Source organism: Gloeocapsopsis crepidinum LEGE 06123, from assembly GCF_015207655.1.
Classification (GTDB): domain Bacteria; phylum Cyanobacteriota; class Cyanobacteriia; order Cyanobacteriales; family Chroococcidiopsidaceae; genus Gloeocapsopsis; species Gloeocapsopsis crepidinum.
This window is the reverse complement of sequence record NZ_JADEWN010000005.1, coordinates 46,623-65,183: the sequence shown is the minus strand read 5'-3', so window position 1 is coordinate 65,183 and position 18,561 is coordinate 46,623. Positions and strand designations below refer to the sequence as shown.

The window sequence follows — 18,561 nt, the reverse complement described above, 5'->3', positions numbered from 1 at the left end:
ATGAGTCAACAGTTGCTAACATCTGGTTTAGCGCTTTGGCAATGGCGTAGTGCTGCTCAAAAAGCAGCGCTCGCTGCTAATGTTCCTGTCACAGAAGTAGATTGGTTACTGCAAGAAGTCGCCGGATTAGATCGTCTCTCCTTACGCTTAGAATCGTTCAAAAACCTGCCACAGATTCCACTTCAATTATCACTAGAAGAGCTAGAGAATTTATGGCAACGCCGCGTCAATGAACACTTACCAGTGCAATACATTACAGGAGTGACACCGTGGCGACATTTTAAGCTGGCGGTTTCCCCTGCTGTATTAATTCCCCGTCCTGAAACCGAGTACATCATTGATTTAGCTGTTGCTGCAGTACAAAATCATCATTGCCAACTCGAAGCAGGACACTGGGCGGACTTGGGAACTGGTAGTGGCGCGATCGCACTCGGACTTGCTCAAGCACTACCACTAGCGACGATTCATGCGGTTGATTGCAGCGCAGCGGCGTTAGCAGTAGCACGCCAGAATGCCCAGGCGCTTGGTCTTGCCCATCAAATTCATTTCTATCAAGGTTCTTGGTGGGAGCCTTTAAATTTTAAAGGTCAACTGAGTGGTGTGGTGTCAAATCCACCCTATATTCCTAGCCAGCTTGTACCACAGCTACAACCCGAAGTCGCACTTCACGAACCCTGGTTAGCTCTAAATGGTGGTAATGACGGCTTAGACTGCATTCGCCATTTGGTAGCAACATCTGCTGACTACCTACAACCTGGTGGTATCTGGCTAATTGAGATGATGGCAGGACAAGCTGAGGTTGTTGCTGCACTTTTGCAAAGTCACGGCAGCTACTGCGATATTGCAATTTATCCCGATCTTGCAGGTATTGAACGATTTGCTCTAGCCTACCGCAGGGGTGAGGAGTGAGTGACTAATAATTAGTTTTGAATTTTTAGTTTTGAGTTTTGGAAAGCGAACAAAGGTGCCGGAGGCATTCATTAAAAGAATTGTCTCAACCCTCTTAAACTCATAACTCAACACTTATATCTCTTAAACTCAACACTCATCATTCAGTAATGAAGCGAAGCGGTGAAAAGTTATGACTCAAGTCTCTATTGCTGAATTGATTGCTGGGGCACGTTCTGGTTACGTAGTTAGCTTTCCTACGGATACAGTACCTGCCCTCGCCGCATTGCCAGAAAAAGCAGATTTAATTTTTACATTCAAGCAACGCAGTCAAGATAAACCATTAATTCTCATGGGTGCCCAGGCAAGCGATCTTTGGGGTTTCGTTACTGAAAGCGACGGAAAAACGCAATGGCAGCAAATCGCTGAATTATACTGGCCTGGAGCATTAACGCTTGTGCTGCCTGCATCAACACGCGTACCTAAACAGGTTAATCCCACTGACCCTAGTACGATTGGATTACGAGTGCCCGCCAACGCGATCGCGCAAAGCATTTTGGCACAAACAGGTCCTTTAGCGACAACAAGTGCTAACTTATCAGGTCAACCGCCGTTGCAAACAATGGCAGAAATTGCTGCGCAGTTTCCTGATGTCATGACGCTCTCACAATCAGACATTGCAGAAAATAGTAATATCGGTGCTCCTTCTACTGTGGCAAAATGGACAGGTAGAAGTTGGGAGATTTTGCGGCAAGGAGCGGTAGAGTTAAAAGTTTAAGCTTGTATAAAAAAGAATGAGCTGGATTAATTGGGTATATCTAGCAACAGGGCTAGGGTTAGGGCTGGGAAGTCACAAAGTTACGCAACGTGTCAAAAAATCGGTTAATGAAGAGAAGTTAGTCAAAAAGCATCAGCAGCTTTCATCAACAGTGCCGACTCAGACGGCTACTGAATCAGTATTAAAACAACTACGGCAAACTCAGTTAGCATATCAGCTTGCTCAAGAACTTAGTCAGTTCAAAGCTGGCTTTTTAGTACGTACTGCTCACGAACTGCGATCGCCATTAAATAGTTTAATTGGATTACATCAGCTGATTTTGTCTGATTTATGCGATAACCCTGCTGAAGAGCGCGAGTTTGTTGCTCAAGCCCAGCAGATGGCATTTAAACTCGTCGAGTTACTTGACGAAATTCTTGATGTTGCCCGCATTGCGAATAACAAAGACACTTTAGAAATTCAGCCTTTGCAGTTAACTGCTGCACTTAAGGAAATTGAGCATCTTACACAGACTTTAGCAGCCAATCGTAATATTAAACTTCAAATATCATCCCTTGATCCTGAAACTTATATTTTGGCAGATCCACAGTGGTTGCGCTTTGTGCTGTTAAACTTAGTGGAAACTTGTATCCAAATAATGGAAGCAGGCAGCATTGTCATATCATCTCAACTCATCCCAAATGCTGAAATAGCTTACATTTCCTTCGATGTGCCATTACCAATCGACACTTGGTCTGAATCATTAGATGCAATGCACCTCGATCAGCGAATAAGCTTACCGCGAGAAGAAACTCTTTCTCCTGGATTCAAGCTACTGCTGAATCAGACAGTATTGGAACTTATGCAAGCTAGTCTCAGCTTTTTACCCGTTTCCCCTGCAACAGATATTGAGCCACTAACGCGGATTCAAATTTCTATCCCCCTGGTAATTCCTGAAGCTGAATTTCCTGAGTAGGGAAACCTAACTTTGGTTGGTTGTACAGCACCATCGTAGTACTAGAATTACACTCAAAACCAATTCGTTCGTAAAAGCTCTGCTGGTGAGTTGTCATCAAGTAAACGCGTTCTACTCGATTCATGTGTGGATGAGTTAAAACACTTTCTACTAACTTACGCCCTAGCCCAGCACCTCGATAGTCAGGGTGAATCACAACATCCCAAATTGTTGCACGATAAACACCATCTGAAGTTGCTCTAGCAAAACCAATCAGTTTTTCGCCATCCCAGACACTAATCACTGGTTTACTATTACTAATGGCAATACTCAAATCTTCAAGACTGCGATCTTGCGCCCAAAAAGCTGCCACCTGAAATAAATTGTGTAGTTGGTGGAGATTAAGCGGCGATTGGCAATGACCATCTATCGAAATAGAACTATCGCAAAATTGAATGTGGCTGTAGTCCATAGTGTCCTGATTCGAGCTTCGTATATCGTAACGCTTGGTTTATACTTTGCAAAACAAAGTTGTTACTGTGTATAGCCAGTAATCCACAGTAAATTTGCCATAAAGTAAATTTTAAAACTGTTACTAATTAAACGTACTGATATTAATTGGTAATTCGTAATTAAATTAAGAATACTCATTGCCCAACCTAGAACGGAACCGGCTAAGTTGAAATATCGAAAATTGCAACGACACAAAACACAACACAACGAGAATGCCAGCAGATTATCCTCGCGACATGATTGGTTACGGGCGCAAGCCACCACATCCCCAATGGCAAAACCAAGCACGGGTTGCCGTACAGTTTGTGATTAACTACGAAGAAGGGGGAGAAACTTGCATCTTACACGGCGATCAAGCATCAGAAACATTCCTATCAGAAATTGTTGGCGCAGTTCCTTTAATGGGGTTGCGACACATGAATATGGAGTCAGTCTATGAGTATGGCAGTCGGGCTGGCTTCTGGCGACTGCATCGAATTTTTACTGAACGCAGAATTCCGGTTACTGTCTATGGAATTGCAATGGCACTAGAGCGCAACCCAGAAGCAGTTGCAGCAATGCGCGAAGCTGATTGGGAAATTGCCAGTCATGGCTGGCGTTGGATTGATTATAAGTATTTTGGTGAAGCAGAAGAACGCGAACATCTACACAAAGCGATCGCTATTCATACACAAGTGACAGGCAGTCGTCCTCTAGGTTGGTACACTGGTCGCACGAGTGCTCATACACGCCGATTGGTGGTAGAAGAAGGTGGCTTTCTCTACGACTCAGACAGCTATGCAGATGACTTGCCTTACTGGATACAAGACTACGGTAAACCTCATCTTGTCATTCCATACACCTTGGATAATAATGATATGCGCTTCGCCACAACTCAAGGTTTTAACTCAGGCGATCAGTTTTTTGCCTATCTCCGCGATGCCTTTGATGTTTTGTATGCCGAAGGCGAAACTGCACCCAAAATGATGAATGTAGGATTACATTGCCGCTTAGCAGGACGACCTGGACGTGCAGCTGCCCTAGCTCGTTTTCTAGATTACGTGCAGCAACGCGATCGCGTCTGGCTCTGTCGCCGCATTGATATTGCTCAACATTGGCATCAATATCACAAACCCAGTGATGATAAATAACTCACGCACCAATTGAAAGTCAATCAGAATCGCTCAAATGGGTAAATTGTTGTCTATGCAACTTGAATTATCATAGAAATATATTCAAAAGTATATTTCACTACAGAAAAAATAGTATAGTATGAGCAGCAAACAGTATTCACCCAAAAATAAAACGAGCAGTGCAGCAGAGTTGTGGCAATTGCTGCAAGCCCTATGTCAAAGGATCGGATCTTGGATGATTTACAAGTCGGAATTTTATCTACAGCGTAGCGAGCCTGCTTATAAAGATCAGTATGCACACAAGGCACGTCTTTACACTTATCTACCATCCGAAGAAGAACGCGATTGGTTAGAATCTCATTACACAACTTAGATGAATTTGATTCGTAATGGGCTACACCCCGTTACGCTAACGCAGTTATCTGTTTTCTTCTGCACCTTTGCTGCATCTTGATGCCACTAACACGAATCAGGTATGTGATCTGAGCTACACTACATAGCTGGTATTTTGCTAAAACTGGGAACGACTCATTTTGAAATACTAGTAGGCACAGATGCCAAATCGGACGCTGAATTTGCAAGGCTTACTCAAGTTATTTCTGCAATCTCACTGCCCACTTTGCCAGCGTCCTACTCCACAAGAATTTTGTCAAGACTGTCATAGACAGCTGCAACGCTGCAAACTTACTAATCATCACTATTTCCAGCAAGAATTACCAGTTTTTGCTTGGGGAGACTATAGAGGTACACTCAAAAGTGCGATCGCTGCTTTGAAGTACAACAATCAGCATCAAATTGCCAAGCCACTGGGTCAATGGTTAGCACAAGCATGGCTCACTTCGCAACTTGACAAAAAATTAGTTGTTGTTCCTGTACCATTACACGCCGACAAGTTGAAAAAGCGGGGCTACAACCAAGCTGAACTACTAGCAGAGAGTTTTTGCGATTTTACTGGATTCGCTTTGCGATCGCAGGGTTTAAAACGAATCAAAGCAACAGAGGCACAATTTAGCTTATCTGCATCAGAAAGAGAACAAAATTTAGCAACAGCATTTTCACTAGGAACAGAATTTCAGCGCCAACGTCCAAAATATCGAGTTCTATTGCTAGATGATATTTATACTACTGGAGCAACAGTACGTTCAGCGGTTCAAACTTTACAAAAACAAGGAATATCTGTGTATGGTGTCGTTGCAATCGCCACTCCTAGTAGAAATATTCTCAATGATAAAAGTGAGAACAAAGTAATGTAAAGTTTAATATGTCATTTCTCCTGATTAACCTTTATTCTCTACGTTTGTGCCATGCAGCAAATTAATGAAAGCATGGGCAATGTATGAAAACGCTACTTACAATAAACCCACCTAAGCCGTTTTGCCGGAATACTGCGCTAAATGATAATAAAAGCTTGTGCAACAAGGTTGAGCCGGATAGTGCTTCCCTTGACGTTGCTAGCAGTGGGAACAAGTTTTGTTCCCTCAGCGATCGCTCAACAAACAACTTCGTTATACAATCCTATTCCTTTGCCTTCTAGTAATCAAGTTTCTGATACGCTCTCAGAACGAGATATTCCTACAGGAGATGGCGGATTTGCCCGCGATTACTTAGTAAGATTCAACCAAGGTGATAATATCGCGATTGATTTAGTTTCAGATCAATTTGATACCATTGTTGCCTTAATGTCACCTGAAGGCGCTACGCTTGCAGAAAATGACGATGGTCCTGATGGTACGACAAATTCTTTACTCTTTACTCGGATTACACAAACTGGAAATTACATTGTTCGTGTCCGTTCATTTGGTGAAACTGGTGGGGGAGCATTTACACTGCGAGTGACGCGATTACGACCGATTTGATGAGTTTTGAGTTTTGAATTATGAGTTTTGTTAGCGTAGCGGTGCGTTAGCACGTTTTGAAATAAAAGAACTGTCTTCAACTCAACATTCAACATTTATAACTCATAATGCTTTTTAGTGTTGTAGTACTGTTAGTACACACAGTAATAATGCTTCTGTCCATTCTACGACTGCACCGTAGGTATCTCCGGTATGACCACCGAGTTTGTGATTGAACCAAGCACCTGTCAGAAAAGCGATCGCACTTCCACTGAGTGCTATCAATACACTACTCATGACCTCATTGTGAAGCAAGATTCTAAAGCTACTCAACCCCAGTAACAACGACAATGCCAGTAAAATGTCGCGTGGGTGCAAAGCAGCTTTATGAAAAGCACCTTTACCTGTTGGTTTTAAGTAAGAATAGCGGGCGATCGCAATTTGCTGTCCCCAGCGTCCCCAACCACACGCAGCCATCAATGCGAACCAACGATCAGAACTGATCTCACTCAACGCCGCAATTTTTAGAAATAATAAGGCGATCGCTGCCATAGCCCCAAATGCTCCGGTAGCACTATCTGCCATCACCTGTAACCTTTTTTGCGGATCTTGTACAGCTAGCCCATCAGCAGTATCCATTGCCCCATCTAAGTGGAGTCCACCAGTCAGAGCAATCCAGCTGATGATAACTAATACACTACGTGTGAGCATAGGTATGCCGACAAGGTTCAATCCTGTATCCAAGAGTCCTAAAACTCCCCCAATAACTAGCCCTACTAGCGCTACATATCGAGATACACGACAGAACTCTAGCGTCGTCGCAAAAGGTATAGGAAGACAAGTATAAAAAACGAAGGCAGCTGCTAAATCAAACCGTAGTTGATTCCACCATTGTTTATCCACCGCAGCTATCCATCAAAACAAATTGCAGAAAAATAAATAAAAAATCAGACATCAGCAGCAGGATCGCTGCACAAAACTTGAGATAAGATTGACAGGGACAGAGCATTAATTGTCTGTTCTTTCTGTCATCTTACCTTTTCTATGCCTCTCTAACTGAGCTTCTACCTTATTTATCTGCCAACTTACATTTTTAGAGGTAGTTTGTTCTTAAAATATTTCAACCAAGGACACAATCTACGCCTAATCTATATAGAATTCATAAGTATCTCAATGTATAGCGTCAGCAGAAAGTTATTTAACTAGTACACTACTTGTTCAGGGAAGCACTTCCCCTTTCGTTTGTATTCTCTGTAATTGCTAAAAGGCTGTTTGATTATGAATCACCATAGCTCCGACTCTGGGTTGCCAGCACCGTGCATTATTCACACTGGTATAGTCGTCAACAAGATAGATATGCGGAGACTGCTGGCTGATTTAGGTCGCGTCCGCTATTTGCATATTCAGGAAGGTAAAATACAAAGCGAAGGTGAAGGAGATGTGGTAGAGGTGATTGCTAACCCCAGTCAGTCTACAATTGTAGCCAATCAAGCCCTATATCTAAACGTTTATAGTTTTGATTATGTAGAATTGCAACAGTCACCACAGCAAGAAACTTATTTTGATTTAATCCAAGATAGCCGATGCTTGCGCTTGATTCCGTTGTCTACTCCTATGCAAGAACGAGCTTCACGGAATTTTAATGAAACAGCTCTTGAAGTTATGATGGATCAAGTCTTTTCGGCAAGATGGGATGCAGAAAGTGACGATGATGGTGCTTGTCCATTTTAGAAGGGGTGAGGAGCGTTAGCTTTAGCGAAGCGAGGCGAAGCCCAGCGGGACGCAGTCCAGAGCGAGGGGTTAGGGATAAAACGCTACAAATCAAAAAAAGTAGTTGATATTTTGAGTGAGAAATTTTCGTTTCAAGTTTTGGCTGAGTGCAGCCAAACAAAAGCACGGGCTGGGCTTTTTCTGACACCGCATGGTATTGTCGAAACTCCACGGTTTATGCCAGTGGGAACACTAGCTAATGTAAAAACAATCACCACAGCGCAACTTGGAGAAACAGGAGCGCAAATGGTGTTGGCGAACACTTATCACCTCCACCTCCAACCTGGCGAAGCTATTGTGGCAAAAGCTGGTGGTTTACACTCGTTTATGCAGTGGCATGGACCAATGCTCACTGATTCAGGTGGATTTCAAGTTTTTAGTTTAAGTGAATTGCGGCAAGTTACTGATGAAGGTGTCACTTTTCGTTCGCCGCGTGATGGTCAAGTCATTAATATTACACCAGAAAAATCAATTCAGATTCAAAATACGCTGGGTGCGGATGTGATTATGGCGTTTGATGAATGTCCGCCCTACCCTGCAAGCCGTACAGCAGTTGAAGCCGCAACAAATCGAACTTACCAATGGTTAGAACGCTGTATCGCTACACATCAGCGTCAAGATCAAGCATTATTTGGAATTGTGCAAGGTGGCATTCATTTGGATTTACGCGCGCAGGCTGCTCAGGCACTTGCTAAATTGAATTTACCAGGGTATGCAATTGGTGGCGTGAGTGTCGGAGAACCACCAGAACTGATTCATCAGATAGTCAAAGCAACCGCGCCGTTTCTCCCACGCGAAAAACCACGCTATTTGATGGGTGTGGGTACATATCGCGAAATGGCGCAAGCTGTAGCCGCAGGCGTTGATGTATTTGATTGCGTGATTCCTACACGATTAGCGCGACATGGTGCGGCATTGGTACAACAAGGGAATCGTTGGAACTTAAAAAATGCTCAGTTTCGCGAAGACTTTACGCCCCTTGATGAAACATGTCCGTGCTACACATGTCAAAGTTTTACACGAGCGTATTTGTGTCATTTGGTGCGATCGCACGAAATTTTAGCTTACACACTTTTGAGTATTCACAACATCACCGAACTCGTCCGCTTTACCCAAAGAATGCGCCAAGCAATATTAAGCGATCGCTTCACCACTGAATTTGCTTTTTGGCTGACAGAAGAAGTAAATTAATGCTGTTATTGCAGGCAAGATATACTACCATAGACCGATTACTGTTTAGCGTCATCAAATTTCTCATCAACTCAGGACAAACACAAATGACTTAATACCGCTTTGCTTGCGGTAGGGATATGAGGAATACACTGTAAAGCAAATCTGCTAATCACTTCATAACAACTATGGGTAGTTCAGTCAATACGATGAAACCGACACTGTTAGTATGGGATGCAGTTGCGCTCATTGTCGGTGTTGTCATCGGTGCAGGGATTTTTGAAACACCTTCTCTTGTCGCTGGTAATGCAAGTAATAGCACTATGGCGCTGCTGACATGGTTGTTGGGCGGTGGAGTATCCATAATTGGTGCTTTATGCTACGCGGAACTCGCAACAACGTATCCTCATCCAGGTGGTAACTATTACTACTTACAACGTGCTTTTGGTAGTAGTCTTGCTTTTCTATTTGCTTGGGCGCGGTTAGCAGTTATTCAGACAGGTTCGATTGTACTGTTGGCATTTGTGTTCGGTGACTATGCCTCGCAATTATGGCGTTTGGGAACCTATTCTGCTTCAATTTATGCATCTGTGGCGATCGCCTTACTAACTGGTTTAAATATTCTTGGCGTACGACTTGGGAAATGGACGCAAAATTGGTTAGCAGCAGCCCAAGTCCTCGGCTTAATTTTACTCATTTTCTTTGGACTTGCCTTTGCTACACCCGCAGCAATCTCAACAGCGCCTGCAACAACATCTCCAGGAAATTTTGGTTTAGCAATGGTGTTTGTGTTGTTAACTTACGGAGGTTGGAACGAAGCTGCGTATATTTCTGCTGAATTACGCAATGTACAACAAAATATGGTGCGATCGCTGTTGTGGAGTATTGGCATTATTACGACAATTTACTTGTTAGTTAACCTAGCTTTCTTGCGGGGGTTAGGTTTGGCAGGTATGGCAGAATCTGAAGCATTAGCTGCCCAGTTGATGCGTCAAGCGGTGGGTGAACCTGGGGCAGTGTTTATTAGCTTGCTTGTTGTTGTGACAACTTTGTGTTCTACTAATGCAACCATTTTTACGGGGGCTAGGACAAACTATGCTTTAGGACGAGATTTTTCGCTATTTCGCTTTTTAGGACAATGGAGAACGCAGGGAAGTACACCAGCCGCAGCATTACTTGTACAGGGAGCGATCGCATTATTACTTGTGCTACTTGGCACAATTACCCGTAATGGGTTTGAAACAATGGTAGACTACACCGCCCCTGTCTTTTGGTTCTTTTTCTTACTGACGGGCGTGTCGCTGTTTGTTTTACGAAGGCGCGATCGCGATGTTATCCGTCCATTTCGCGTTCCACTGTATCCATTAATTCCGCTATTGTTTTGTGTGTTCTGTGCTTATATGCTGCAATCCAGCTTGGCTTACACCGGAGTTGGGGCGTTAGTAGGTGTCGCAGTTTTGCTAGCTGGTGTACCGTTATTATTTATCGCGCGATTAATGCGTGACCATAATTCAAGGAGAGAGTAATGCAGTTACAACGAACAGCATGGGTGCTAATGGCAATTAGCGTTTTCATGGGAGTTGCTGGATGCAACTCACCAACCTTGACAAATGCACAAACACCTCAAGTAGAAACTCCTACTCAAAGTCCCGAACGCCAACCTGACGTTGTTTACGTACCAACTCCACAGGAAGTGGTAGACGAAATGCTAACGCTTGCCAAAGTTACGAAAGACGATGTCATTTATGACTTAGGTAGCGGTGATGGCAGAATACCAATAACAGCAGCACAGAAGTACGGTACTCGTGGTGTAGGGATTGATATTAATCCCGAACGGATTCGGGAAGCTAACGAAAACGCTCAAAAAGCTGGAGTTACAGATCGCGTTCAGTTTCTGCAACAAGATTTATTCCAGAGTGACTTTAGTGAAGCAACGGTGGTAACACTTTACCTATTACCAGAACTGAATGTAAAGCTACGTCCTCAGTTATTCAAACAACTCAAGCCAGGTACGCGTGTTGTGTCTCACGACTTCGATATGGGTGACTGGAAACCCGATCAAGTTGTACAAACGCAAGAGGGTTCTACAATCTACTACTGGGTAATTCCTGAACAGATTCCAGCTAATTTACGCGATACTGACTCAAGTACATAGTGGTTAGTGGTTAGTGATTAGTGCCTAGTGGCTAGAAAAGAGTTAGAAGTTAGCACAAGGGCAAGTATCAGACGAGGCAATAAATCACTTTGCATTTTGAACAAGGAGCTATTCTATGAATCGCTATATGTTCGCTGGTTTAGTATTATTACTAACAACAATTGTATCTGTACCTGCTGCCCAAGCAGAAGCTGTGAATACAACGGTAATTCGGTCTAATAAAAGAAAACTGACACCGTTTACCCTAGTTTCCTTAGCTTATCAAGGGCATTATCGCCGTCAAGGTATTCGTGGATACAGTGGTATGTTTGCAGATAGCAATGATGGGCGAATCAGTGCGAAAAAACTCGTACAGGTGGCAGTTAATGCTGGAGAACTGCCCACAGAGACTTTAAGCGATCAAGGATTTATTAATGCAGTTGAAGCAAATCTAGACGCATTAGAAATTCCTAATGCACCATAATTCTGAGCATTCTTAGCCCGAAGGCGACAACAGCAAAGCTTCAGTCAATGAGTTTTGTTTATTACTGTGGCTGAAGCGATCGCCTAACTCTTCTTTTAGAAATTAGACACTTATTAATTTTCTTCGGGATTTTACTATCTCAGGTGTATGCCTATTTTTATCATCTTGTCCCTGAAATCCGAGCCTTTCATAAACACTACCACCTATCCCAGGGATAACTTCTCCTTTGGAAGTCCGCTGATTGTCTTTAGCAAAATAAAAGAATCGAAACTTATCGTAAGTAGATTGTTCAAATGCATTACGTAGTTTTTCTTCTGCTTTATGATAAATAACTGGAGCTACTATAAAAATATTTTCAGGTTTGATATTCTGAATTAGGTTAATAAGATTAGTTTTAACTACACAGGCTCCCGAAATAATAGACTTGACGATAATTAAATAGTTAACAGCACTTGATGGTTCTTGATATTTTCTTAAAATTGGGGCAACAGTTATATCTTCAACTTCAAACGGAGAAAAACGCTGATTCCAAAAACACGCAAAAGCAACGTTTGGAAGCTGCTTTTCTAGACGTAAGAGCATACCTTTGGCTAGAAAATCAGCATCTTCAACTGTACAGGCGAGATATACATTGCATTGCTCGTGACTAATTTGAGCCAAGATTACATCACCCAGAGCCATACCAAGTTTAACCATAGTGGTTCTGTAAAGCTCTGGTGCACTACTTTCATCGGCTAAAGTGTTTAGCAAAACTTTAATACTTTCGTTGGCAAACTCTGAGTAGGTTCTTGTCATATACTTGCAGGTAGAAATTCCTCAAGTTCATCGAAGCAAGTAGGTTTACGTTTCTTAATACATTGCTGAAATTTTCTAAACTGTTCTGTGTCACAACTATAGGGAAAAGTGCCGAGGTCAAGTCCGTCTTTGTACTTCCAATGTAGAAACCCCTTAGTCAGATTATATTGGAAATCCTCGATCTTGCTCAAAATATTTTCAACTTCAGGGTCTAACTGCCATTCTTTGCTGAAAGAACGAATAAAGGAAGGTGTCGATGCTTGAGCTTTTTTTAAAATGTCCTTAACAGAATTGGACTTAGTGCTAGAAGTCCAGGCTCCTAGTAACACAGATGCTACACATTCAATCTTATCTGGATCTGGATTATCAAAAGCACACAGGTACTCGATAGCATGTCGAAAGGAATCTTCTTTTTTAAGAACTTCTTCTAAGCTGTCCTCATAGGGGAAGTAAATTACTCGGCTATACTGCTCGAGAGAAGTTGGAATGTCTGCCTTTAACTTATCTAGGAGATACTGGTAAGAAACTACTAAATGTAATTCTGATTCTTTTGATTGCGACTTGTTCAACTGATACTGCTTGTGAAAGTCATCAGCTATTGATTGATTAGTTTTTTTACCTTTATCCCAAGTGATATCCGAACTATTTTTAAGCTGATAGTGCCAAATTATGTTTTCATTTACATATTCAATGATTAAATCGTCAACAAATGCTAAAACTTGACTCGATATTTGTATCTCTTTATGCTCTTCAAGCACTTCTGGGGATAGAAGCGCTATTCGATAAACAGCAAAGTAATTTTCGTATGTGTTACCTTTCGTGTTATTGCTTCCACCACGATTTTTATTTTTTAGATATTTGAGATCCTTATCACCAAAAAGCTCTCTAATCCGTGCCTCTTGATCCATCTGCAATATTTAAATAAATTTAGGCGAGTACAAAAGTACTTATTAAATTCATCCTATTCTATCTGTCTGTTACCAGTAGCAAATTTGTGTAGTTCAACATACACTTTTATATTGAAGAGTACAGAAAACAGCAAAAGCAGCAACAAACAACTCTTGTGTTATGAGGTGATACGAAATCTGAGTCAGCCTATTTGCTGTAATACGTAGATACGCGATCGCTTTGGGCGCTACGCTTCGTGTAATCTCGCTAGTTAAGCTTAAAACTTTTTACAATGACTTTGCTCTACCAAAGCGTGTTAAGATACTTATCGATTCTGAAAGCTGTGTTGAAAAGGTTGATTTAAACATGGAAGCTGCAATGTTGTTAGCAAAACTCCCAGAGGCTTATTCGATCCTAGATCCCTTGGTAGATGTTCTTCCTATTATTCCAGTATTTTTCTTGTTGCTCGCTTTTGTTTGGCAAGCGGCTATTGGCTTTAAATAAGAATAAATTACTATACAAGATTTCATTGGACAGGTAACTTAGCCTGTCCTTAATTTTTTTTAACGTCTACCACCGATAGTCTTTTGAAAAGCAGGTCGTTCGGATAACTGTTTCATGTAATTGAGAACTTCAGGGTAGTCACTAAGATCTAACTTAAGCATAATCGGTATGTAGCACAGCATCGAGCCGACAGCAACATCTGCAACTCCAAAGCGATCGCCCAACACAAACGGTTGTCGAGAAAAAATTTCATTCAATGGTGTTAACAAGCGAGGCGTTTCGCGATCGCGACTTGTTTCAACAAAAATGCCTGGTCCTAGAGTTGCATTAGCAAATAGTACCCATTGTGCTGCGACTGCCCGTTCCTCAACCGAAGAAATTTCCTGACCATACTTTTCGGCAAGATACAACAAAATTGCGCCAGATTCCCAAAGCTGAAAATCTCCATCAACTATTGCTGGAACTTTGCCCATCGGATTGATTGCTAGAAAATCATGTTGGCGATGTTCTCCAGCTTGCATATCAAGTAGTACGAATTCGTAGGGAACTGCTAATTCTTCTAGATACCATTGGACAATTGACGCACGACTACGAGCGCCACCATATAGTTTGAGCATGATTAGCGTTATTCTTAAAGAACTTTATGCGTATAGTCGTGTTGTTTAACGTTGTCTTCTTTTGTAACAACACGTTGCATATTTAACACTCGCTTGCGTTCAGTCGAGTAATTAAAGTCACTACGGATTGTCCCTTGCGGAATATGTTCCTGCGCCACAGGACGACTTTTGTAAGTCCGTGCAGCAGCGATCGCGCGTTGAACAAACTCTTCACTAAACTGCGCAGCATCAGGACATTTTGCTGGTTTCTGGGGTAGATCGCCTGCGATGACATTACCCAAGGTAGTACCCCATGCTTGTTGGTAAGAAGTGGGAATTCCTTTGACGATCGCTTCCAACGCCGCTGAAGGAATCGGTTCGATAACTTGTAATTCATGCACTTCTCCCTCCTCTTTGACAAAGCAGGTGGCTAAGCCAAGTACAAGATAATCATTTTCCGTTAAATCAGGAGCAGTGGGATAGATAGAAGCAGTTGCCATAAGATTGCCATCAATTCTTCAAAGGACTGACACACCAAAGTGGTAATGGTTGCATTGTAACAAGTTGCAGTATTCCAACTGGTGAGCCCATACCTATCGTAAAGGTTGATGCGTCTTCAGTCACAAGTATTAAGTTACTAACCGCTGTAGTGATGTTTACACTTCGGGAATGGCACTAGGGAAGGATGAAGAATTAAACAATAGAGGTGAAATATGAAAGTATAAGTATTTTGTGTTTGAGTATCAATATTCAGACACCTGAGTAACTGACACAAAAGCTAAACTACCACTGCTAAGAAAGTTATACATTATAAGCTATTGAGCTATTGCTCAGTCAAAAATAATTATGAAAAGTCAATCGTTAAAACCGCCTCAAAATCAATTCCAACGCCATCCTCTCAACTGGAAGCAACAATCTCTGGCACATAAGTCACAAATATTGCCAGATAAATTTTTACGCACTCATGCTCGATCCAAAGCACAACAGGGAAATTATCCTGAGGCGATCGCTTTATTAAATCAGTTAATTACTCGCCATCCCAAAGATGCGATTGACTACAATAATCGCGGGCTAATTTATTTCCAAAGCGGGCAATTGTTTCCGGCAATTGCTGACTATAACACAGCAATTCAACTAAAACCAACATTGGCTAGCGCTTACAACAATCGAGCTAATTGCTATGCTGCGTATGGACAATTAACTGAAGCACTTGCCGACTACGACAAAGCGATCGACCTCAATCCTAGCTATGTACGTGCATGGATTAATCGTGGTATCACACTACGCGAATTAGGAAAATACGAACAAGCAGTCGAAAACTTTGATATTGCTGAAATTCTAGGTCAACTGCCTGCAAATACTTATGCCGAACGCGGTCGGACATATCATCTTTGGGGAGACTGGAATTTAGCGATCGCTGACTATCGTCGTGCCCTTGAGTTAATATCAGACGATAATCTACGCCTGCGTTATCAAGTTGAAACTTGGCTAGCACAGTTAATTGGTAGCTAGTTGTTTGTGTTTCATCTAGAGCGTTCATGCTTGCTTGTTTGTTAGGTAGTAGAAAAGCAATTGGCAATCAAAAAAGCTAACAGCTAATCGCCAACCCCTAATCGCTAATAATTACAAGTTCTTAAGTTACGCTTGTTTTTACTTATGGCTTTATTCCAGCCTCAGTTTACTGGAAATAGTCTTACTGCCCGTACAGTGGGACGGGATCGCCGTGCTCTAGCGATCGTACTGCTTATTACTATATTTATCTTTGGTGGAATTGGTAGCCGTCTAGCATATTTGCAGTTGATTGAAGGCGAACACCTACAACAGTTGGCAGAACGCAATCGGATTCGGGTCATTCCTAAACAACCGGAACGAGGTAATATATTTGACCGTAATGGCAAAGTTTTAGCGAGTAGTCGTCTTTCTCATGCTGTCTATATTTGGCCTCAAGCGCCTAAAAAAGACACTTGGGAAACGACTCGAACTCGTCTAGCAAGCATTCTTAAGATTCCAGAAACTGAAATTCAACAACGATTAGATAAAGCTGGTTACAATTCTCCTAACTTAGTTCGGATTGCCCGCGATCTCAATCCGGCTCAAATTACCGCTTTAGCTGAATATCGTAACGAACTACGAGACGTTGAAGTTTACATTGAAGCTGTCCGCAACTACCCAAACCAACAAATTGCTGCGCACATCCTTGGTTACACAGGAGAAATGAACGATGAAGAATTAGCCCAAAAGCGCAGTGAAGGCTACCGCTTGGGTGATATTGTTGGGCAAATGGGTGTAGAAGCAGCGTTTGAAAAGCAGCTGCGCGGTGAATGGGGTGGACAGCAAGTAGAAGTCGATGGTGCTGGGCGAATTTTACGACTTTTAGGCGAAAAAACTGCAAAATCAGGTCGCGATGTTCATTTAACTTTAGATTTAGAATTGCAGAAAGCTGCTGAAGTAGCACTAGGCGATCGCCAAGGTGCAATAGTGGCTCTCGATCCCAACAATGGTGCGGTGTTGGCAATGGTAAGTCGTCCTGCGTTTGATCCTAATATTTTTTCTAAACGAATTACTCCTGAAATATGGCAGCAACTGCAAAGTAAACAGCATCCCTTCATTAACCGTGCTTTACAAAGTTTTCCGCCAGCAAGTACGTTTAAAGTGATTACTACAACTGCAGGGATTGAGTCGGGGAAATTTTCGCATAACGCAACACTCCCAACATATGGTTGTATGAATATTGGTGGAACGACTTTCTGTGATTGGAACCGTGCGGGATTTGGTCGTTTGGGTTTTGTTGGGGCGCTGGCGTGGAGTAGTAATACCTTCTTTTATCAAATTGGCAAAGGAGTTGGCGAATCAACTTTAATTGACTGGACGCGCCGTTATGGGTTTGGTCAAAAAACGGGGATCGAATTAGCATCCGAAGAATCAGCAGGTCTAGTTGCAGACGACCGCTGGAAGCAGAAAAATCTCAATTTACCTTGGAGTGTGGGCGACACTGTAAATATGTCGATTGGGCAAGGATTTTTGCAAGTCACACCACTTCAACTTGCGGTGATGTTTGCTGTCCCTGCTAACGGTGGCTACCGCGTTCAACCGCATTTGTTAAAAGACAATGAAGACTCGAAAAATTGGCGTGAGTCTTTGAATTTAAAACCAGAAACAGTGCGCGTGTTGCGTCAAGGATTGCGACAAGTCGTATCTGGCGGCACAGGACAAGTTCTCAATTTACCCACAATTCCACCCGTTGCAGGTAAAAGTGGTACTGCACAGGCTTTTGGTAAGCAGGCTCATGCTTGGTTTGGTGCTTACGCCCCTGCAGATAAGCCAGAAATTGTTGTAGTTGCGTTTGCCGAACACTCTGGTGGTGGAGGTGGTAAGGTAGCTGCACCAATGGTATTGAAGGTGCTAGAGACATACTTTAAGAAGTAAATTCGGTAACTATAGAGAAGATGATTTGAGATCTCGACCAAAAGTTACAACACCAAGCAAGCAATTTTTGAGTTATTACCAAAAAATCAAAATTATCCATTGCAGCGCAGGCAAATCCTTCATACTTACTCTAGTAACCAAGCAAACAAATCCTTGATCGTCAAGTTTAGCTCACTCGCAAACGATGGCATAGGAAGAACTTCTTCTGGTGCATCAATCACCGCAGTTTCTTGTTTGGGACGATAGATAAACACGGTTTGCTCGTCTGGATCTATTAACCAACCCATTTGAGTACCATGCTTCAGACAATGAAGAATATTTTTTGTGACTTTTGTTTGGCTTTGATCTGGAGATAAAATTTCAATTGTCCAATCTGGAGCAATAGGAATAGTATTCGCTACTTCCCCATTTTGATCGCGGGGAATCCGGTTCCAAATAAAAACTGCAATGTCAGGAACAATTGAGCGATCGCCAAAGGTACAACGTAACTCAGGAAATGCACGCGCGATGCGCTTAGATTTGACTACACTGTTGATGACCGATACCAATTCTCCCTGAATTGCACTATGTTTTCCTTGTGGCATCGGTTTTTGGATAATTTGACCATCAATATATTCACTTGCGGGTTCTGTTTCCGGTAATTCAAGAAACTCCGCTAAGGTCAGTGTTTTAGATGGTACTTGTATCATTTTTAGCTTACCTTTAGCTTTGGCAGAGCCAAGTATTTAATCTCT

22 protein-coding genes are annotated in these 18,561 nt (G+C 42.3%); 15 read left to right on the top strand and 7 right to left on the bottom strand.

All coding sequences use genetic code 11. The features are described from left to right. The 3 genes from prmC to IQ230_RS03225 all read left to right on the top strand — a co-directional run bounded on the left by prmC (position 1) and on the right by IQ230_RS03225 (position 2,621). Entirely contained in the window at positions 1–909 is a 909-nt protein-coding gene (gene prmC / locus IQ230_RS03235; protein ID WP_193930647.1) for a peptide chain release factor N(5)-glutamine methyltransferase, read from the top strand. 172 nt (positions 910–1,081) lie between these two features. Next, entirely contained in the window at positions 1,082–1,666 is a 585-nt protein-coding gene (locus IQ230_RS03230) for an L-threonylcarbamoyladenylate synthase (protein ID WP_193930646.1), read from the top strand. A 16-nt stretch (positions 1,667–1,682) separates the two neighbouring features. Continuing rightward, the gene (locus IQ230_RS03225) at positions 1,683–2,621 is read left to right on the top strand and encodes a sensor histidine kinase (RefSeq protein WP_193930645.1); all 939 of its coding nucleotides are present in this window, start codon (positions 1,683–1,685) and stop codon (positions 2,619–2,621) included. Here the strand turns inward: IQ230_RS03225 and IQ230_RS03220 are convergent. Continuing rightward, positions 2,581–3,072 carry a GNAT family N-acetyltransferase gene (locus IQ230_RS03220; RefSeq protein WP_193930644.1) on the bottom strand — a complete coding sequence of 164 codons (492 nt, stop codon included), beginning with the start codon at positions 3,070–3,072 and terminating at the stop codon, positions 2,581–2,583. The two genes, IQ230_RS03225 and IQ230_RS03220, sit on opposite strands and share 41 nt — an antisense overlap. 253 nt (positions 3,073–3,325) lie before the next feature. On the opposite strand from IQ230_RS03220, the gene puuE reads away from it, so the two are divergent. From puuE to IQ230_RS03200, 4 genes are all read left to right on the top strand, one after another. Further along, positions 3,326–4,243 (top strand): allantoinase PuuE, encoded by a 918-nt coding sequence (gene puuE, locus IQ230_RS03215; protein WP_193930643.1) that lies wholly within the window; start codon positions 3,326–3,328, stop codon positions 4,241–4,243. A gap of 121 nt (positions 4,244–4,364) precedes the next feature. After that, complete coding sequence (locus IQ230_RS03210) at positions 4,365–4,598, top strand: hypothetical protein (protein ID WP_193930642.1); 234 nt, start codon at positions 4,365–4,367, stop codon at positions 4,596–4,598. 181 nt (positions 4,599–4,779) lie between these two features. Beyond that, the gene (locus IQ230_RS03205) at positions 4,780–5,478 is read left to right on the top strand and encodes a ComF family protein (RefSeq protein ID WP_193930641.1); all 699 of its coding nucleotides are present in this window, start codon (positions 4,780–4,782) and stop codon (positions 5,476–5,478) included. A 141-nt stretch (positions 5,479–5,619) separates the two neighbouring features. Continuing rightward, positions 5,620–6,081, top strand: coding sequence for a pre-peptidase (locus IQ230_RS03200; protein WP_193930640.1), 462 nt, complete (start codon positions 5,620–5,622; stop codon positions 6,079–6,081). Between the two features lie 114 nt (positions 6,082–6,195). Here the strand turns inward: IQ230_RS03200 and cobS are convergent, their stop codons facing one another. Beyond that, on the bottom strand, positions 6,196–6,963 hold the full coding sequence (gene cobS / locus IQ230_RS03195) for an adenosylcobinamide-GDP ribazoletransferase (protein WP_193930639.1): 768 nt from the start codon (positions 6,961–6,963) through the stop codon (positions 6,196–6,198). A 375-nt stretch (positions 6,964–7,338) separates the two neighbouring features. Between cobS and IQ230_RS03190 the strand changes: the two genes are divergently transcribed. The 5 genes from IQ230_RS03190 (at position 7,339) to IQ230_RS03170 (ending at position 11,618) form a co-directional block, all read left to right on the top strand. After that, positions 7,339–7,791 (top strand): hypothetical protein, encoded by a 453-nt coding sequence (locus IQ230_RS03190; RefSeq protein ID WP_193930638.1) that lies wholly within the window; start codon positions 7,339–7,341, stop codon positions 7,789–7,791. Positions 7,792–7,902: 111 nt separating this feature from the next. Then, positions 7,903–9,021: a tRNA guanosine(34) transglycosylase Tgt gene (gene tgt, locus IQ230_RS03185; RefSeq protein ID WP_193930637.1), complete on the top strand. Its 1,119-nt coding sequence runs from the start codon at positions 7,903–7,905 to the stop codon at positions 9,019–9,021. A gap of 167 nt (positions 9,022–9,188) precedes the next feature. Next, complete coding sequence (locus IQ230_RS03180) at positions 9,189–10,526, top strand: APC family permease (RefSeq protein WP_193930636.1); 1,338 nt, start codon at positions 9,189–9,191, stop codon at positions 10,524–10,526. Next, positions 10,526–11,155 carry an SAM-dependent methyltransferase gene (locus IQ230_RS03175; RefSeq protein WP_193930635.1) on the top strand — a complete coding sequence of 210 codons (630 nt, stop codon included), beginning with the start codon at positions 10,526–10,528 and terminating at the stop codon, positions 11,153–11,155. The genes IQ230_RS03180 and IQ230_RS03175 overlap by 1 nt, the downstream gene beginning before the upstream one ends. A gap of 115 nt (positions 11,156–11,270) precedes the next feature. Next, positions 11,271–11,618 (top strand): hypothetical protein, encoded by a 348-nt coding sequence (locus IQ230_RS03170; RefSeq protein WP_193930634.1) that lies wholly within the window; start codon positions 11,271–11,273, stop codon positions 11,616–11,618. 102 nt (positions 11,619–11,720) lie between these two features. On the opposite strand, the gene IQ230_RS03165 is transcribed toward IQ230_RS03170, so the two are convergent. After that, positions 11,721–12,413 (bottom strand): hypothetical protein, encoded by a 693-nt coding sequence (locus tag IQ230_RS03165; protein ID WP_099699873.1) that lies wholly within the window; start codon positions 12,411–12,413, stop codon positions 11,721–11,723. Next, positions 12,410–13,321 (bottom strand): hypothetical protein, encoded by a 912-nt coding sequence (locus IQ230_RS03160; protein WP_099699874.1) that lies wholly within the window; start codon positions 13,319–13,321, stop codon positions 12,410–12,412. Before IQ230_RS03160 ends, IQ230_RS03165 begins: the two co-directional genes overlap by 4 nt. Before the next feature lie 346 nt (positions 13,322–13,667). Between IQ230_RS03160 and IQ230_RS03155 the strand changes: the two genes are divergently transcribed. Continuing rightward, complete coding sequence (locus IQ230_RS03155) at positions 13,668–13,805, top strand: photosystem II reaction center protein K (protein ID WP_041919137.1); 138 nt, start codon at positions 13,668–13,670, stop codon at positions 13,803–13,805. 59 nt (positions 13,806–13,864) lie between these two features. Here the strand turns inward: IQ230_RS03155 and IQ230_RS03150 are convergent, their stop codons facing one another. Then, positions 13,865–14,422 (bottom strand): glutathione S-transferase family protein, encoded by a 558-nt coding sequence (locus IQ230_RS03150; RefSeq protein ID WP_193930633.1) that lies wholly within the window; start codon positions 14,420–14,422, stop codon positions 13,865–13,867. A 14-nt stretch (positions 14,423–14,436) separates the two neighbouring features. After that, positions 14,437–14,901, bottom strand: a complete 465-nt coding sequence (locus IQ230_RS03145; RefSeq protein ID WP_193930632.1) for a hypothetical protein — start codon at positions 14,899–14,901, stop codon at positions 14,437–14,439. 346 nt (positions 14,902–15,247) lie between these two features. Between IQ230_RS03145 and IQ230_RS03140 the strand changes: the two genes are divergently transcribed. Continuing rightward, positions 15,248–15,913 carry a tetratricopeptide repeat protein gene (locus IQ230_RS03140; protein ID WP_193930631.1) on the top strand — a complete coding sequence of 222 codons (666 nt, stop codon included), beginning with the start codon at positions 15,248–15,250 and terminating at the stop codon, positions 15,911–15,913. A gap of 144 nt (positions 15,914–16,057) precedes the next feature. Beyond that, positions 16,058–17,827 (top strand): penicillin-binding protein 2, encoded by a 1,770-nt coding sequence (gene mrdA / locus IQ230_RS03135; RefSeq protein ID WP_193930630.1) that lies wholly within the window; start codon positions 16,058–16,060, stop codon positions 17,825–17,827. A 125-nt stretch (positions 17,828–17,952) separates the two neighbouring features. Here the strand turns inward: mrdA and IQ230_RS03130 are convergent, their stop codons facing one another. Beyond that, the gene (locus IQ230_RS03130) at positions 17,953–18,516 is read right to left on the bottom strand and encodes a Uma2 family endonuclease (RefSeq protein ID WP_193930629.1); all 564 of its coding nucleotides are present in this window, start codon (positions 18,514–18,516) and stop codon (positions 17,953–17,955) included. Between the last annotated feature and the right edge of the window lie 45 nt (positions 18,517–18,561).